This window comes from Caulobacter sp. DWP3-1-3b2 (genome assembly GCF_049896325.1).
GTDB lineage: Bacteria > Pseudomonadota > Alphaproteobacteria > Caulobacterales > Caulobacteraceae > Caulobacter.
Genome location: NZ_JAFCUB010000027.1, coordinates 14,994 through 30,675, shown reverse-complemented (window position 1 = coordinate 30,675; position 15,682 = coordinate 14,994). Strand labels below are relative to the sequence as shown.

The 15,682-nt window shown below is 67.2% G+C and carries 15 protein-coding genes, 2 tRNA genes and 1 pseudogene; 8 read left to right on the top strand and 10 right to left on the bottom strand.

What is annotated here, in order from left to right; translation table 11 throughout:
- Nucleotides 1-68: 68 nt before the first annotated feature.
- The gene (locus tag ACP7AG_RS15750) at nt 69-1,793 is read right to left on the bottom strand and encodes a sensor histidine kinase (protein ID WP_426012951.1); all 1,725 of its coding nucleotides are present in this window, start codon (nt 1,791-1,793) and stop codon (nt 69-71) included.
- Between the two features lie 188 nt (nt 1,794-1,981).
- Here ACP7AG_RS15750 and ACP7AG_RS15745 point away from each other — a divergent pair, with 188 nt between their 5' ends.
- Both ACP7AG_RS15745 and ACP7AG_RS15740 read left to right on the top strand, forming a co-directional pair.
- A complete protein-coding gene (locus tag ACP7AG_RS15745) occupies nt 1,982-2,845 on the top strand; it encodes a sensor histidine kinase (protein WP_426031940.1) in 864 nt (287 codons plus the stop codon).
- 42 nt (nt 2,846-2,887) lie between these two features.
- Nucleotides 2,888-3,310, top strand: coding sequence for a SufE family protein (locus ACP7AG_RS15740; protein WP_426031938.1), 423 nt, complete (start codon nt 2,888-2,890; stop codon nt 3,308-3,310).
- A 26-nt stretch (nt 3,311-3,336) separates the two neighbouring features.
- On the opposite strand, the gene ACP7AG_RS15735 is transcribed toward ACP7AG_RS15740, so the two are convergent.
- Complete coding sequence (locus ACP7AG_RS15735; RefSeq protein WP_426012956.1) at nt 3,337-3,498, bottom strand: hypothetical protein; 162 nt, start codon at nt 3,496-3,498, stop codon at nt 3,337-3,339.
- A gap of 94 nt (nt 3,499-3,592) precedes the next feature.
- Between ACP7AG_RS15735 and ACP7AG_RS15730 the strand changes: the two genes are divergently transcribed.
- From ACP7AG_RS15730 to ACP7AG_RS15720, 3 genes are all read left to right on the top strand, one after another.
- Nucleotides 3,593-4,534, top strand: a complete 942-nt coding sequence (locus ACP7AG_RS15730; protein WP_426031936.1) for a rhodanese-related sulfurtransferase — start codon at nt 3,593-3,595, stop codon at nt 4,532-4,534.
- A gap of 65 nt (nt 4,535-4,599) precedes the next feature.
- Nucleotides 4,600-4,926, top strand: coding sequence for a hypothetical protein (locus tag ACP7AG_RS15725; RefSeq protein WP_426012960.1), 327 nt, complete (start codon nt 4,600-4,602; stop codon nt 4,924-4,926).
- A 67-nt stretch (nt 4,927-4,993) separates the two neighbouring features.
- Nucleotides 4,994-5,446, top strand: coding sequence for a PA2169 family four-helix-bundle protein (locus ACP7AG_RS15720; protein ID WP_426012962.1), 453 nt, complete (start codon nt 4,994-4,996; stop codon nt 5,444-5,446).
- Nucleotides 5,447-5,644: 198 nt separating this feature from the next.
- On the opposite strand, the gene ACP7AG_RS15715 is transcribed toward ACP7AG_RS15720, so the two are convergent.
- The 7 genes and pseudogenes from ACP7AG_RS15715 to ACP7AG_RS15685 all read right to left on the bottom strand — a co-directional run bounded on the left by ACP7AG_RS15715 (nt 5,645) and on the right by ACP7AG_RS15685 (nt 11,363).
- On the bottom strand, nt 5,645-6,355 hold the full coding sequence (locus ACP7AG_RS15715; protein WP_426012964.1) for a DUF6456 domain-containing protein: 711 nt from the start codon (nt 6,353-6,355) through the stop codon (nt 5,645-5,647).
- A complete protein-coding gene (locus ACP7AG_RS15710) occupies nt 6,352-6,741 on the bottom strand; it encodes a helix-turn-helix domain-containing protein (protein WP_426012965.1) in 390 nt (129 codons plus the stop codon). The genes ACP7AG_RS15715 and ACP7AG_RS15710 overlap by 4 nt, the downstream gene beginning before the upstream one ends.
- A 141-nt stretch (nt 6,742-6,882) precedes the next feature.
- Nucleotides 6,883-7,802 (bottom strand): annotated as a pseudogene (locus tag ACP7AG_RS15705) (sugar kinase).
- A gap of 785 nt (nt 7,803-8,587) precedes the next feature.
- Nucleotides 8,588-10,345: a DUF885 domain-containing protein gene (locus ACP7AG_RS15700; protein ID WP_426031934.1), complete on the bottom strand. Its 1,758-nt coding sequence runs from the start codon at nt 10,343-10,345 to the stop codon at nt 8,588-8,590.
- Nucleotides 10,346-10,404: 59 nt separating this feature from the next.
- The gene (locus tag ACP7AG_RS15695) at nt 10,405-11,037 is read right to left on the bottom strand and encodes a hypothetical protein (protein ID WP_426031932.1); all 633 of its coding nucleotides are present in this window, start codon (nt 11,035-11,037) and stop codon (nt 10,405-10,407) included.
- A gap of 130 nt (nt 11,038-11,167) precedes the next feature.
- A tRNA-Gly gene (locus tag ACP7AG_RS15690) sits at nt 11,168-11,242 on the bottom strand.
- Between the two features lie 46 nt (nt 11,243-11,288).
- Nucleotides 11,289-11,363, bottom strand: a tRNA-Gly gene (locus ACP7AG_RS15685).
- 323 nt (nt 11,364-11,686) lie between these two features.
- On the opposite strand from ACP7AG_RS15685, the gene ACP7AG_RS15680 reads away from it, so the two are divergent.
- Nucleotides 11,687-12,547 carry an SDR family oxidoreductase gene (locus ACP7AG_RS15680; protein ID WP_426031930.1) on the top strand — a complete coding sequence of 287 codons (861 nt, stop codon included), beginning with the start codon at nt 11,687-11,689 and terminating at the stop codon, nt 12,545-12,547.
- A 7-nt stretch (nt 12,548-12,554) separates the two neighbouring features.
- On the opposite strand, the gene ACP7AG_RS15675 is transcribed toward ACP7AG_RS15680, so the two are convergent.
- Nucleotides 12,555-13,427 (bottom strand): alpha/beta fold hydrolase, encoded by an 873-nt coding sequence (locus tag ACP7AG_RS15675; RefSeq protein ID WP_426031928.1) that lies wholly within the window; start codon nt 13,425-13,427, stop codon nt 12,555-12,557.
- A gap of 57 nt (nt 13,428-13,484) precedes the next feature.
- Here ACP7AG_RS15675 and ACP7AG_RS15670 point away from each other — a divergent pair, with 57 nt between their 5' ends.
- Together ACP7AG_RS15670 and ACP7AG_RS15665 are read left to right on the top strand one after the other, a co-directional pair.
- Nucleotides 13,485-14,651: a glycosyltransferase family 4 protein gene (locus ACP7AG_RS15670; protein WP_426031926.1), complete on the top strand. Its 1,167-nt coding sequence runs from the start codon at nt 13,485-13,487 to the stop codon at nt 14,649-14,651.
- A complete protein-coding gene (locus tag ACP7AG_RS15665; protein WP_426012976.1) occupies nt 14,648-15,622 on the top strand; it encodes a glycosyltransferase family 9 protein in 975 nt (324 codons plus the stop codon). Before ACP7AG_RS15670 ends, ACP7AG_RS15665 begins: the two co-directional genes overlap by 4 nt.
- Nucleotides 15,623-15,682 lie beyond the last annotated feature (60 nt).

Genomic DNA, 15,682 nt, shown 5'->3' with positions numbered 1-15,682 from the left:
CAAGGCTCCGCGCCCATGGGGGCGGACAGACCGCGAAGCGGTCAGGTGGGGGCAAGTGTGTGAGCCGCCTACCGCGGCGGTGCGAACTTCACGACGTTGGGGCCTAGTTCAGGCTCGGCTTCGGGCTCGGCCATCGGCTCCAGGGTCGCCGGCATCGGCCGTGACGCGTGCAGCAGCACCGGCATGCGCACCGAGACGCTGGTGCCCGCGCCCATCCGGCTTTCCACATGCATCTCGCCGCCATGCAGCTTGGCGAAGGCGCGCACCAGCGACAGGCCAAGGCCCGTGCCCATGGCCCGCTGGTCGACACCGCCGGCCTGTTCATAGGGCCGGCCCAGGCGTTCCAGGTCTTCGGGACTGATGCCAACGCCGGTGTCGGCGACCACCAGCTCGAACTCACCGTCATGGCCGTCGGCGGTGACCGTCACCTGGCCGCCGCGCGGGGTGAACTTCAGGGCGTTGGACACCAGGTTCAGCACGATCTGCTTCAGCGCCCGACGGTCGGCGTCGACCTCCAGCTCGCCCGGCGGCAGCACGCCGCGCAGCTGCACGCCAGCCGCGTCGGCCTGGACGCGCATCAGCCGCATGGCCGCCGTTACCGCCTCGCGGGCGTCGAATTCGCCACGCGTCAGCTCGAACCGCTCGGCCTCGATCTTCGACATGTCGAGCACGTCATTGATCAGGTCCAGCAGGTGGCGGCCGCTCTCATGGATCAGCTCGGCATATTCGCCGTAGCGATCGGTCAGCGGGCCGAACATCCGGGCCCGCATGATGTCGGAAAAGCCCATGATGGCGTTGAGCGGGGTGCGCAGCTCGTGGCTCATGTTCGCCAGGAAGCGGGCGCGGCCGGCGGCCAGGCTCTCGGCCTCGGCGCGGGCTTGCTGCAAGGCGGTCTCGCGGGCGCGCTCGACGGTGGCGTCGCGCATGACCCCGACCAGCAAGGCGGGAGAAACCAGGCGCAATTCCAGGCTGACCGTGCGGGCCGGATCCAGAAGGGGCGCGAACGAGACGCTGGCCTCGCCGGCCTCGAGCGCGGCGGCCAGGGCGGCGCTGACCTTTTGGCGATCCCCGGCGCTGGCGACCGTGACCAGGCCTTCATTGACCAGATTGACCGAGCCGACGCCGCGCGGCGCCACGCCGCGCAGGGTCTTGATCCGGCCGATGCTGTTGACCACCAGCAGCAGCTGCGGCGCGCCATCGACCAGGGTCTGCAGCGTGTTGAGTTCAACGAGATGGCGGCTGTCGCGTTCTCGGGCGACGCGATGGGTCAGAATCAGGCCGGACGCCAGGCCCACCCCCACCGTGGCCACGGACAGGAAGCCGAGAATGAAGGCCAGCGGCCCTTCTGGCGCGGCGGGCGCCAGGCCGGAAAGCTGGGTCAGGGCCGCCACCGCGCCGCCAATCAAGGCCAGGCTGGCGCCTTCGGCCAAGCGTCTGGGGGACGACAGGGTCGAGGCGGCCGCCACCGGCGCCAGGATCCAGGCGCTCATCGCGCCCGAAACGCCGCCCGTGACGATCGCCGCGCCCGCGCCGCAGGTGGCCCACAGCACCAGGATCAGGGATTGCAGGCGCTCGTCCCGCCGCTCGCCGACGGCCAGGGCCGCCAGGGCCGGAACTCCTCCGGCCGCCAGGGCGAGCCAGACGTACAGGCTGGTGGCGTCGGTGAAGGCCGCCGCGCCCGCCGCCAGAAACACCGCCGCCAGCCAACCCAGCCGCCACAGATAGGCCGCGCCAAAGCCACCCGTCGCAGACAGGGGCCGGCCGTTCGGGATCTGGGCGCCGTCAATGGCCAAGGCCGCGAGAATCCCTCTTCGCTGTTTCTGGTCGTCAAAGCTTAACGCGGACCGGGCGCTGCCCCAAGGCCGCACAATCGACGCGCGATCGTTAGCGCCCGAGCTTCCTGTGGACGGAAACGGATTCGTAAGCGCCTTGGTTCAAAGGTGGTCGCTCGCGTTACGGACAGAAGGTCCGGGAGTTCCTGATGCCGCCACCGGCCATCACCGATGCGTCGCCCCATGCCGAACCGCCTCGCGAGAGCGTAGGCGCCGACATGGGACCGATGTCTCAGACCGCGACATTCCGTCGCGCGGCGGCGCGCGCGCGCCGAAAACAGGCTCTCGACGACCAGAAGCGCTCATTCCTGCGCATGGTCAGCCACGAACTCCGGACCCCGCTGAACGCCGTGATCGGCTTCTCCGAAATCCTGTCCTGCGAACTCTACGGCCCCCTGGGGGCGCCCCAATACAAGGAATACGCCACCCTGGTGCATGAGAGCGGCCTGAAGCTGCTCAAGCTGGTCAATCAGATCGTCGAGATCGCTCGGCTGGAAGGCCATGTCACCGACCTGGACCTGGGGTCCGAGGACCTGGACGAGGCGGTCGAGGACGTGATCCTGCAATTGCGGGCGGAAGCTGCGGCCAAGGGCGTCAGCATCGTCGCGCCGGAGGTCGGCGTCCTGCCCAGCCTGCGCGCCGACGGCCGAGGCCTGCGCACCATCCTGTGCAATCTTTTGCAGAACGCCATCATTCACTCGCCGCAGGGCGGGCTGATCGTCATCGAGGCGCGACGGATCGAGGAGGCGATGGTGGAGATCGAGATCCGCGACCACGGCGAAGGCGTGGATCCCGCCGATCTAAACCGCCTCGTCCGGCCTTTCGAGCAAGGTGGCAGCACGCTGACGCGGTGTTCCGAAGGCGCTGGCCTGGGGCTGCCGATCGTCGATCTGCTGACCCGGGCCATGGACGGCGGACTGCGGCTGAAATCAGCGCCCGGCCAAGGCTTCACGGCGATCGTCACCCTGCCGGAAGTTCAAGCCCGGACCGCAACGGGGCGCGGACGGCTGTAAACGGGCTTCCCCTTTGGGCGGCGGCGCACTAAGTCCCGCGCCATGCAACGCCCGATCGACGCCGCTCTGGACGAACTCGCCGACGAATTCGAAGTCCTTGGCGACTGGGAAGAGCGCTATCGCTACGTGATCGAGTTGGGCAAGGACTTGGCGCCGCTCAGCGAGGCCGAGCATTCCGGGGCCAACAAGGTGCGCGGTTGCGCCAGCCAGGTGTGGCTGGTCACCCAGCCCCAGGCCGATGGCACGGTGGTGTTTCGCGGGGACAGCGACGCGCACATCGTCAGCGGCTTGATCGCGATCGTGCTGCGGCTCTATTCGGGCCAACCCGCCAAGGACATCGTGGCGTTCGACGCGGCGGCCGCCATGGCGCGGCTCGGCTTGTCGGAGGCGCTGTCTTCGCAGCGGTCCAACGGCCTCAAGTCGATGGTGGCGCGGATTCAGCGCGACGCCGGGGCGCTGAGCTGAATCCTGCCGACCGCATCGGTCGAGATTTAGAAGAAGCCCGCCCGGGTTCCAATGAACCAGATCGCGATGACGATCAGCACTAGCTGCAGCAGCCAGTTGACCGGCGAGGGAATGGGGCTGCGTTGGACCGCATAGAGCGCTAGGCCAAGCAGAACGAGGGCGACGACGATGATGATCAGGATGCTCATGACGGCTAAACCGCGCTACCTGGACATTAGTTCCAGTCACGCTTGAGAACCTGTCACGCTTGAGAAGAAAGGCGTCACGGCCTATGGCCAGCCGATGAGCTTCCGCGTCGCCGCCCTCTATCGTTTCACCACCTTCGAGGACCCGGCCGCGATCCAGGGACCGCTGGCCGCCCTGTGCTGCGCCCTGGGCGTAAAGGGGACCCTGTTGCTGGCTCGCGAAGGGATCAACGGCACCATCGCCGGCCCGCCGGAAGCGATCGACCAGGTGCTGGGCCACATCCGCGGCTTGCCCGGTTGCGGCACGCTTGAGCTAAAGTTCGCCGACGCGGACGCCATGCCCTTCCACCGCATGAAGGTGCGGATCAAGCGCGAGATCGTCACCCTTGGGGCGGGAGAACTAGACCCCGCCAATCAGGCCGGCGCCTATGTCGAGCCCGCCGACTGGAACGCTCTGATCGCCCGGGAAGACGTGGTGGTGATCGACACGCGCAACGCCTATGAGGCCGCCATCGGCACGTTCGAGGGCGCGATCGATCCCCGAACCTCCAGCTTCAGCGACTTCCCCGCCTGGTTCCGCGCCTTCCGCGAGACCTGGGATCCAACCGCGCCGCCGCCCAAGGTGGCGATGTTCTGCACCGGAGGCATCCGCTGCGAGAAGTCCACGGCCTTCCTGAAGAGCGAGGGCGTGCCGGAGGTCTTCCACCTGAAGGGCGGTATCCTCAACTATCTGGAGACCACGCCCGCCGACGAGAGCCTGTGGCGCGGCGAATGTTTCGTGTTCGACGAGCGGGTGGCGGTCGGCCATGGGCTGACGCCCGGCACGCACGGCCTGTGCCGGGGCTGCCGACGGCCGCTGGGGCCGGAGGATCGCGCGTCACCGCTTTATGTCGAAGGCGTCGCCTGCCCCGCTTGCCACGACGAACGCGACGAAGACGCCAAGGCCCGCTACGCCGAACGCCACCGCCAGGCGGCCCGGGCACGGCAGCTGGGCATCGCCCATGTGGGGGCGGTGATGCCGCCGCGTGAAACGGACTGAACGGTCGGGATCATCGCCGCGTCGTCCGCGTTATCGAGGCTCACCCTTGTTGACGGAGCCTCCCCATGGCCGCCTATGACGCCTCCTACGGCAAGCCCGCCGCCTCGTCGGGCCTCTTTTCCAGCCTCAGCGACAAGCTTTCCGGCCTGTTCGGCTCCAAGGCCGCCCCGGCCTTCTCGACCGACCCCAACGCGCCGGCCCCGCCGGTCGATTACGCCCTGACGCCGGACGCCCAAGGCAAGATCACCCTGGCTGGCTACAAGGTGCCCGTGGCCTTGGCCGTGGTCGGCGCCGTCGCGGTCGGCGCCCTGCTGATCAACCGCCGCACCCGGGCCCCGGCTATCGCCGCAGCGGCCACCGCCTGGAGCTTCCTCGGCAAGAAGGCCGTCTAAGCCGCCGCTTAGAACCTTTCGGCCGAGCCCCGCGTTAGACTGGTCACCATTCCAAGGAGAGCCTCTCATGGCCCATACCAACGAAGACCACATAAAGCTCGTCAACGGCCTGGTGGAAACCACCATCGACAGCGCCGACGGCTATGAAGAAGCCGCCAAGGACGCCGACGGCGCCCGCTTCAAGGACCTGTTCACCCAGCGCGCCCAGGAGCGTCGCTCGGTGGCCTCCGACCTGCAGAACGAAGTCCGCCGCCTGGGCGGCGAAGCCAAGGACGACGGCACCATCCTGGCCGCCGCCCACCGCGCCTTCGTCAACCTGAAGGAGAGCCTGACCAAGGGCGACGAAGCCGTGGTCAACGAGGTCGAGGCCGGCGAGGACCACATCAAGCACAAGTTCGAAAAAGCCCTGGCCGACACCGACGTCGACACCCAGACCCGAGCCGCCATCGAAAAGGCTTGGACCTCGGTCAAGTCCGGCCACGACCAGATGCGCGACCTCAAGAAGTCGCTGCAGCATTAGGGCATTTCCCCACCTGACTGCGTCCGGCCGTGAGCTCTAATATTCTGTTTTAACGCACTTTTCTTCAGGCGAACCGGAACCACTTCCGCTCGAAAAATGCTCTAGCGTCTAGTCGGGGGACACACACTCATCCCACGCCCTCTGCCCTGTCGGCACGGGCAGGAGGTTGAGCGTTTGTCCCCCTTTCGCCCGCGCTAATCACGCCATCCGGTAGTGGCTCGCCAGTCGCTGCAGCGCCAATTTCAGGATCGTCTTGCCCGACCGCCTGGGCAGGCCCAACTCACGTTCCGCCGCCTGAAGCGCGGTCTCGGCCAGGCACACCCGCTCCAGCATCTCCCGCAGTCCCGGACCCACCGCCGCCAGGGCCGCAGCGATCCGGTCCTTGGCCGCCCGCGCCCGCAACGCCGGCTCAAGGCGTTGGCCGCCACCTGCGGAACGTGGCTGGGCGTCCCAGTTCATGGTCAGACGGCCCAGCGTGCCGGCCTTTTGGAAGTCCTCGCGCAGCCGCTCGCCCGCCGCCATCTCGACGGGCTCGATGCCGCCGCGTCGGGCCAGCCAGGCCAAGGGGGACTCGCCCAGATTGGCCTTCAACACCACGTGGGCGCTGCTGCCCTCGATCACCACCCGCTCACCCTCGATGACGCCAGGACGGCCGGGGGGCGGCAAGGCCGGGCCCTGGAGCGGGGCCAACCGCCAACCGCCCTCGCGCCGGACAATCAGGCCCCACTCACGCGCCAGAGCCCGAAAGGCGGCCTCGTCCATGGCCAGCATCGCCCGCTGGCGCGGTCCGAAGCGTACGGCGTAGCCCAGGCCCTTCACCTCTAGCAGCGCGCCGGGCCGCTGCAGCAGCCGCGCCGCCCGGGCGGCTAGGCGCTCGGCCTCCAGTTCACGCTCGAAGACACCGCTCACCGCCGCGCGCCTTGGTGACAGGTGAGGTCGGGGATGGTGTCGGGCGCCTGTTTCACGCAGGCGTCCAGGGCGTTCATCTGGGCGTCAAAGGCGGCGTTCTCGCGCATGTCTTCGATGCGGTGGCAAGCGTGGCCGCAGGTGGTGCGGTCGCGGTTGAAGGCCAGGGCCACGCGCAGCAGCGGCCAGTTGAAATTGACGTGGGCCAGATAGATGGCGATCTGCCGCGCGCGGGCCGCCGCCTTGCTGGTGCGGCCGACCGAGGCGATCTCGGACGGCGACACCCCGGTGGCCAGGGCCACGGTATGGGTGACGAAGGCCGCGGCCAATCGGTCGCGACGCGGGTCGGGCGTGATCGCCCACAGGTCTTCGAGCGCTTGAGCAATCATGTACCACCCCCAGTGGTCGACGCCCCAATGACGCCGTCTGACCATCAGCCTAGGCCGATATTCCGGGGTAGAGGATAACTTTCCTATTACGCGCGTCTAGTAGGAATATAAACCTTTGATTGTACTCAGGTGGGAGCCCCTCTATCCCCGCGTCCAAACGGGCATCGACGCTTTCGGAAGGATCGCGCCCTTGCAGCCGACGACCGCCGCGGCCAGCTCATGGCCGCGAATCACCGCCGTTTCGATGGCCAGTCCGGCCAGGCGCGAGTGCAGGTAGGCGGCGTTGAAACTGTCGCCCCGCCCCGGTGGTGTCCAGCGCCTTGACCCGCTGCGGCGCGGGCGTGGCGATGCGGCCTTCGGGGGTGTGGACATTGACCGCATGGCTCTCGTCAAGCGCCACCACCCCGGCGCCGGTGGCGGCCCATTCGGCGGCCAGGTCCTCGGCCTCGCGGCCACAGAGCGGGCGGCTGTCCTCGCTGCTCAGCGAGATGTAGCGGCAGGACGGTACGACGCCATCGAGCGCCTCGCGCGCCGGCTCTGGACTGGGCTACAGGGCGGGGCGGTAGTTGAAGTCGAGGGCCACCGCCACGCCCAGCGAATGGACATAGGCAAGAATATCCTTCAGCCGCGCCCGTCCGATGTCGCCGATCACCGCCAGGGTGACGCCGGACAGATAGACCAGGTCGCTGGCCTTGGCCGCGGCGATCAGTTGGTCGGCGGTATGCTGCGAGAACAGGTCGCGGATCGGGGCCCGCTCGCGCCAGTAGTGGAACTTACGCTCGCCGTTGTCGTCCAACACGATGGCGTAGAGGCCCGGCAGCCGGTTCTCGGCCTCGCGCACCAGCCGGGTGTCCAGCCCCTCGCGCCGCATGGCCGCCAGGGCGCCCTCGCTGAAGGGGTCGTCTTGGCCAAAGCGCCGTGCAGTAGGCGACCAAGTCGCCCAGCCGGGCCAGGTAGACGGCGGTGTTGAAGGTGTCGCCGACATAGCTCATCCGGTAGAGCCCATCGCCCTCCGGCGACAGCTCGACCATGCATTCGCCCAAGACGGTGATGCGCGCCATTATGCTACTCTGCTCCGCTGACAGTCCAATTCTAACATCACTTCAGATATCCTATCGGGGGTTTGGGTATAAATATCAGAATCTTACATTCGCTTGATAGTAAGGCTTTAGAGTCATCAGGCATTGTGGATAGATACATATCGCCAATTTTTCGAATTATGAGTCCGTCATCACATCTTGAATTGCGAGCGATCGCATCGACATATGAGGACGATCTATCAATATGACCGCCGTCTAACCCCAAAGACGCAGCAGATATGAGTAGAGACGTGTAAATAACTACAGATTCATGCCAAAAATCGGTCAGTCCCATTCTATGTTTATACCTATATATTAATATGTAATATAGTAAGATATTGGACTGCCAAAAAATAAAATATCCGATATACACTCCATGGTATAAGTTCCAAGCGAGGCCAATTATTGATATTGTGGATATAACTAAAGCGCCAAAGAGTATAATTCTCTTCATGCGATTGTTATGCGCCTCCGCAGCCGAGCGAGCCTCGCCATCGAACCGATCGATAGCGGTCGTCGCAAATGGCGTTCCAGAAGCATACCTGAGCCACACCACCACTACGGGTATAGCTAAAGATGTTATGTATATCCTAATGATAGACTGGAATGACGTCGCAAATAGGTCGTCTATTTTCAAGAATGATGAGATGTTTGCCCCAAATCCAATGCAGTAAAAAAACAAATACACTGAGACAACTACAACATGCACAAAAGGCGCAGCAACCAAAACGCTTGAAATGCCGATTTCTTGCTTATGAGACACCTCTTTAGCCCTTCTTCCGCTCCAGAATCCACGCGTCCACCTTGGCCTCCAGCACCGCCAGCGGCAGCGAGCCGTTGAGTAGCACCGCGTCATGGAAGGCACGCTCGTCGAACTTGTCTCCCAGCGCGGCCTCGGCGCGGTGGCGCAGTTCGAGGATCTTCAGTTCTCCCACCTTGTAGGCCAGGGCCTGGCCCGGCCAGGAGATGTAGCGGGCCACCTCGACGTCGATATTGACCGGCGACAGGGCGGTGTTCTCGACGAAACAGGCCTTGGCCTGGTCGATCGTCCAGTGCTTGGCGTGGAGGCCCGTGTCGGCCACCAGCCGGCAGGCCCGCCACATCTCGTAGGACAGCCGGCCAAACAGTTCATAGGGGTCGCGATAGAGCCCCATCTCCTCGCCGAGCCATTCCGAGTAAAGGCCCCAGCCCTCGCCATAGGCGTTGAAATAGACCGTCTTGCGAAAGTCCGGGACGCCGGTCTGTTCCTGGGCCAGCGAGGTCTGGATGTGAGGGCCTGGCGCGCCCTCGTGCAGCACCAGGGCTGGCAACTCATAGAGGCCGCGCTGGTCGAGCGCCGAGGTGTTGATCATCAGGCCGCCGGCCCGGCCGGTCTTGGGGTCGCCGCCGAAATAGCGGCCGGTGGTGTAGCCCTGCTCGATGCTGGCCGGCACGGGGCGCACGCCATAGGTCAGGCGTGGCAGGGTCCCGAAATGGGCCGGAAGCTGGTCGTCGGCCCGCTTGGCGATCTCGCTGGCCTTTTCCAGCAGCTGCTGGCGGCTGGTGGCGTAGAAGCGCGGGTCCTTGCGCAGAAAGGCGATGAAGGCCGGCAGGTCGCCCGTGAAGCCCGCCTGCCGCATCACCGTCTGCATCCGGCCGCGAATGCGCGCCACCTCCGACAGGCCCAGGGCGTGGACCTCGTCGGGCGTCATGGTCGTGGTGGTATGGCGGCGCACCAGGAAGGCATAGTAGCGTTGGCCATCGGGCAGGTCGGTCGCGGCCAGGCTCTTGGCGGCATGCGGCAGGTATTCCTGTTCCAGGAAGGTCACGAAGCCCGCGCGGGCCGGCGCCACCTTGTCGGCCAGCACCTTGGCGCCGTCGGCCAGCAGGGCGGCGCGGCGATCGGCGGGGATGGACGCGGGCAGGTCGCGCAGCGGGGCCAGCAGCGGCTCGTCGACCAGCGGCGTGGCGGCCGTTCGGCGGGCGCGGTCCAGCACGGCCCGCGCGGTCGGGACGGCTTGGACAAAGCCCGTGCTGATCCCGCGCCGGGCGTTGGCGATATTGGCGGCGTACCAGTCGGGCGTGGCGGCCAGCAGGCCGATCCACTGGCGCGCCTCGGCCTCGCTCTTCAGGTGCATGCCGTTGGCGCGGTACAGCAGGGTCACGTCGAAGCCGCCGTCGGTGTTGAACGGCATCCGCGCCTCGTCGAAAGACAGGCCCGCCAGCCGCTCGTCGAGACTCCATTTAAGGATGGCGTGGGTCAGGCGCTGGTCGGGGGTCAGGCCGGCCAGGTCGACGCCGTCCAGGGCCTGGCGGGCGGCCGTCAGCTGAGCCTTACGCGTGGCGTCGGCGGCCGGTCCTACTGGCGGAAACTTGAAGCGCGAAGCCTCGTCGGCCCCGCCCTCCCCGTCGTCCTCGCCCGCTCCGGCGGCCTCATAGGCCTTGACGGCCTGATCCAGCGGGTCGGCGGCGCTGGGCGTCGCGGCGGCCGCCGCGCCATTCAGGGCGAGGGTCAAGGCCAGACCTACAAGGACGCGCTTGAACATTGGAAGTTCCCCGCTAAAGCCTCGCGGTTAGAGCAGGAATCGCGGCGCCGCCCAAACGGCTAGAACGTCGTCTTGCAGCCTTGCTTGGCGTGGACGCCGCGCAGGAAGCCGCGACGGGCGAAGCCGGCGTCGAGGGCGGCGTTCATGCGGCGCTCGGCGGGGGCGGCGCCGGATACTTCGCGCACTAGCCCGCGGAACGGGATGATGGCGTTGACCACGGTCTTGCCGCCCGCCTCGGCCAGACGGCCGACGCGGTTTTCCTTGTACTCGTTGCCGACGTTGTAGTCGGGGCCGAGTTCGCCGTTGAGGCTGGCGATCTCGGCGGCCAGCGCCTTGCAGGTTTTCAGGCCCTTGATGTTGTAAGGGTCGCTGGCGGCCTTGGCCAGGATCGGCGGTACGTCGCGCTTCATCACGCCGACGTCGCGAGCCGGCTGGGTGCCGATCTCCAGGGTCTTCTTGCGCGCGCCGTCTTTCCAGCTTTCGTTGGTCTCGTCGGCGGGTTTCTTCTGCACCACCTTGGCGGGGACCTTGCCCGGATCCCTGCTCGGATCCTCCGCCTGGATCTGGCGCTCGGCTGCGGTCTCCTGGATCTTGGCTCTTGCCTGGGCGTGCGCCTGGCCAGCCAGCATAAGCGCCGCCGCAGCGACCGTCATAGAGGCCAGGCGAGCGCGTCCAAGGTTCATTCGAGTCATGTGCCGTTCCTACACCTTCACCGGCCCGACGCAGGTGAACGCCGTTTAGAAACGGCTAGCTTCACAGTGGGTTCCGCAGCGCACTCAAGGCCCACCGGATGCGTCACGCTTCAAATTCTGGGGAGGAAATTGGAGCGGGCGAAGAGATTCGAACTCTCGACCCCAACCTTGGCAAGGTTGTGCTCTACCACTGAGCTACGCCCGCATCCGGGATCTTCTGGGTCTCGTTCCACGCCCCGAAATCCGGAGAATGGAGCGGGCGAAGAGATTCGAACTCTCGACCCCAACCTTGGCAAGGTTGTGCTCTACCACTGAGCTACGCCCGCATCGGCGAGGGCTGAAACAGCGCCCCGCGACGAGGAGGCGGCTTATGGCAGAGCGCCCCGCGGTTGGCAAGCGGTCTGAGGGAGGGTTGCGGCGCATGATGGTGGACATTGCAAACTCCTCCCCCTTTGGGGCAGGCGGCCGAAGGCCGGTGGAGGGAGTATTGGGGTCGTCGATCTTGTTCGTGGCCCGCGTCCAATCACTCCCCGCTCCGTCGGCTGCGCCGACACCTCCCCCACAGGGGCCCCTGTGGGGGAGGAACTGGGGTTGCGCCGAGGCTCGTTTTGCCCGTTCATTCCGCCCCTCATTTTCAGGAACTTAGCGTTTGCGTCTGTTCGTGTTCGGATTGGGTTATGTCGGCCTGGCCTTCTGCAAGGCCCTGGTCGCGAAGGGCTGGAGCGTCGTCGGGACGACGCGGGGCGCTGACCGCGCCGTGTCGCTGCGCGCCCTTGGGATCGAGACCATCGACGCCAACGACCGCGCTGCGATGACCGCCGCCCTGACCGGCGTCAACGCCGTGCTGATTACCGCCCCGCCCACCGCCGAGGGTTGCCCCGGCCTGCAGGCGGTGATCCCCGCCCTGGCCGCGGCCCAGGCCTTTCCCGACTGGATCGGCTATCTGTCGACCACCGGGGTCTATGGCGACTTCGAGGGCCGCTGGGTGTTCGAAAGCTCGCCGCTGAAGGCCCAGTCGGTCGAGGGCGCCCGCCGGGTCGGCGCCGAGCGCGACTGGCAGGAGGTGGGGCGCGGCATGGGCCTGACCGTGACCACCTTCCGGCTGCCCGGCATCTACGGCCCTGGCCGCAGCGCGCTGGACCGCCTGCGGGCCGGCGAGGGCCGGCGTATAGTCAAGGCTGGCCAGGTGTTCAGCCGCATCCATCTGGACGACATCGTCACCGGCCTGCTGGCCTCGCTGGACCGGCCCAGGGCGGGCGGCGTCTATAATCTGTGCGACGACGAACCGGCCCCGCCGCAGGATGTCATGGAACACGCCGCCGGCCTGCTGGGCGTGGCCGTACCGCCCGACCTGCCGTTCAACGAACTGGGCCTGTCGCCCGCCACCCGCCGCTTCTACGCCGAGAACAAGCGCGTCTCGAACGCCCTGGCCAAGGCCGAGCTGGGCTGGCGGCCGAGATATCCGACCTATCGAGAGGGGCTGGCGGCGATTTTGGCGGGCGGGGGCTAGGGTCGCCCTACTCCTCCTCGGCGCTTGCCCACGGCGCCGGCGCCAGGGCCTCCAGGTTCGGCGCACCGCGGAGGCGGGCGGCTCGGGCGAGGCGGCGGGAGACCAGGTCGCCTTCGCCTTCCGTCGCGACCCGTGACCGCGCCTCGGCCACGGCCGCCACCAGCCGCTCCAGGTCCTGGGGCCGCGACAGCCGATGATCGCCGTCCTTGATCAGGGTGAAGACCACGTCGCTTGAGGTCAGGCTGTTGGCCAGTTCCAGGGCGTGGGTCCAGGGCACATCCGGATCGGCACCGCCTTGCAAAACGCGCACGGGGACGTCGATCGGCACGGCGCCTTGCAGGATCGACCAGCGCGCGCCGTCTTCCAGGAGTTCGCGGGTGATCGGATAGCCGCCGTCCTCGTAGTCGGAAGGCCGGGTCCAGAAGCCGTCGCGGGCGATGGCCGTCTTGGCCTCGGCGGAAAGTTCGGGTTCCATCAGCTTTTCGGTGAAGTCCGGAGCCGGGGCGATCAGCACCATGGCCTTGACACGCTCGGGCCGGGCGATGGCCGCCAGACACGCGATCCAGCCGCCCATCGACGAGCCCACCAGCACCAGCGGGCCCGTCGTCAGGTCGTCGATCACTGACAGGGCGTCCTCGCGCCAGCGGCTGATGGTGCCCTCGGCGAAATCGCCGTCCGATGCACCGTGGCCGAAATAGTCGAAGCGTACGAAGCCGCCGCCGGTGGCCTGGGCCTGGTCGGCCAGAACCTGCGCTTTTGTCCCCGTCATGTCCGAGTGGAAGCCGCCCAGCCAGACCACGGTCGGGCCATCGCCGATAACCTTGTGATAGGCCAACCTGAAATTGTCGTCTCGGGCGTGGTATTCAACGGAATCGGTCATGGCGCGGCCTTGTTCATTTCGATAACTACGACCCCGTAACCCTCGCCAGAGCAACGCGTGTCCATTCTCCCCGATGATTTCACGCTTCTGCAAGTGACCCCGGAGCTTGAAACGGGCGGCGCCGAGCAGACGACGATCGACGTGGCCCACGGCGTGATCGCCCAGGGCGGCAAGGCGTTGGTCGCCACCAAGGGCGGACGGATGGCCGCGCGCCTTCAGGCCGATGGTGGTCGCCTGGCCCAGATGCCGGCCCAGACCAAGAACCCGCTGATCATGCTGGGCAACGCCGCCCGCCTGGTCGACCTGATCCGCCGTGAAAAGGTCAGCCTGGTCCACGCCCGCTCGCGCGCTCCGGCCTTCAGCGCCCTGTGGGCGGCCCACGCGACGAAGGTGCCGTTCATCGCGACCTATCACGGAGTCTACAACGCCAAGTCCAGCCTCAAGCGCTGGTACAACGCGGTGATGACCAAGGGCGACCTGGTGATCGCCAATTCCGAATATACCCGCGCCCACGTCATCGCCGAGCACGGCATTTTGCCCGACAAGGTGGTGGCGATCCCGCGCGGCGTCGACCTGACCCGGTTTGAGCCCGGCCTGGTCTCGGCCGAGCGGGTCGACGCGCTGCGCAAGGCCTGGGGCGTATCGTCCGAGGATCGCCGCCTGAAGGTGGTGCTGGCCGGCCGGCTGACCCGCTGGAAGGGCCAGGCCCTGGCCATCGAAGCCCTGGCCAAGCTCAAGGCCGTCGGCGAGCTGCGCATCCTGCTGCTGCTGGTCGGCGACGACCAGGGCCGCAAGGCCTATCGGGCCGAGCTGGAACACATGATCGCGCAGGCGGGCCTGCAGGACAGCGTCAAGCTGTGCGGCCATTGCGACGACATGCCGGCCGCCTATCTGGTCGCCGACCTGGCCATCGCGCCCTCGCTGGAGCCCGAGGCCTTCGGCCGCACGGCGGTCGAGCCGCAGGTGATGGGCAAGCCGGTGATGGCCGCCGATCATGGGGCGGCGCGCGAGACCGTGCTGAACGGCGACACCGGCTGGCTGGTCAAGCCGGGCGACCCGGAAGCCTGGGCCGAGGCCCTGTCCAACGCTTGCGAGGCGGGCGCGGCGCGACGTCAGATCATGGGCATGGCGGCCCGGGCCCGCGCCCGTAAATTGTATTCTGTTGACGCGATGGTCGAAGCAACGCTCAAGGTCTACGCGCGCGTTCTGGAGACGAAGAGTTGAGCAAGGAAGTCAAGAAGGTCCTGGTCATCAAGCTGGGCGCCCTCGGCGATTTCGTACTGGCCCTGGCCGCGATGAAGAAGATTCGCGAGGCCCATCCGCGCGCCAAGATCACCTTGCTCACCACCCCGCCCTTCGAAGCCCTGGCCAGGCTGTCGCCCTATTTCAACACCATCGAGACCGACGGGCGGCCCGGCGATTTCGGCGACCTGACAGCCATGCTCGGCCGGATGCGCAAGGCGCGCTACGACAGGGTCTATGACCTGCAGACCAACAGCCGCAGCAACTGGTACTTTCAGGCCCTGCGGCCTTTTCCGCCACAGTGGTCGGGCATCGCCACGGGCTGCGCCCTGCCCCAGCGCGGCAAGGCCCGCGACCACATGCACACCCTGGAGCGGCAGGCCGACCAGCTGAAGCAAGCTGGCATCTGGCCCGACGCCCCCACCGAGCCCGGCAGCGCCCCGCCGCCGGACCTGACCTGGATTCTGCGCCGCACCAAGGAGCCCCGCGGCCCAGTGGCTGGCGCGACGGCGGCCAAGCCCTATGTGCTACTGGTGCCGGGCGGCTCGGCCCATCGGCCCGAGAAGCGCTGGCCGGTCGAGAGCTATGCGCAGCTCGCGGCGCTGCTGAAGGCGCGGGGGCTGGATATCGTCATCATCGGCGGCCCGCAGGAAAGCGCCATGGCCCGCCAGATCCAAAAGGCGGTCGGCCAGGCCCGCGACCTGACCGGCCGCACCGACTTCGCCCAACTGGCCGTGCTGGGCGCCAAGGCGGCCCTGGCGATCGGCAACGACACCGGCCCCACCCACCTGCTGGCCGCCGCCGGCGCCCCGACCATCGCCCTGTTCTCCGACGCCTCCGATCCCGAACTGTGCGGCCCGCGCGGCCATGTGGCGGTGATCCGCTCGCCGGACCTCAAGGCCCTGCCCGTCAGCACCGTGGCCAGCGCCGCGATCTCGCTGCTACCGCACTGAGGACCGGGCGGGGACATGCACTTGTGCGTGTCCCCGGGTCTTGGCGTCATGCCTCCGAGT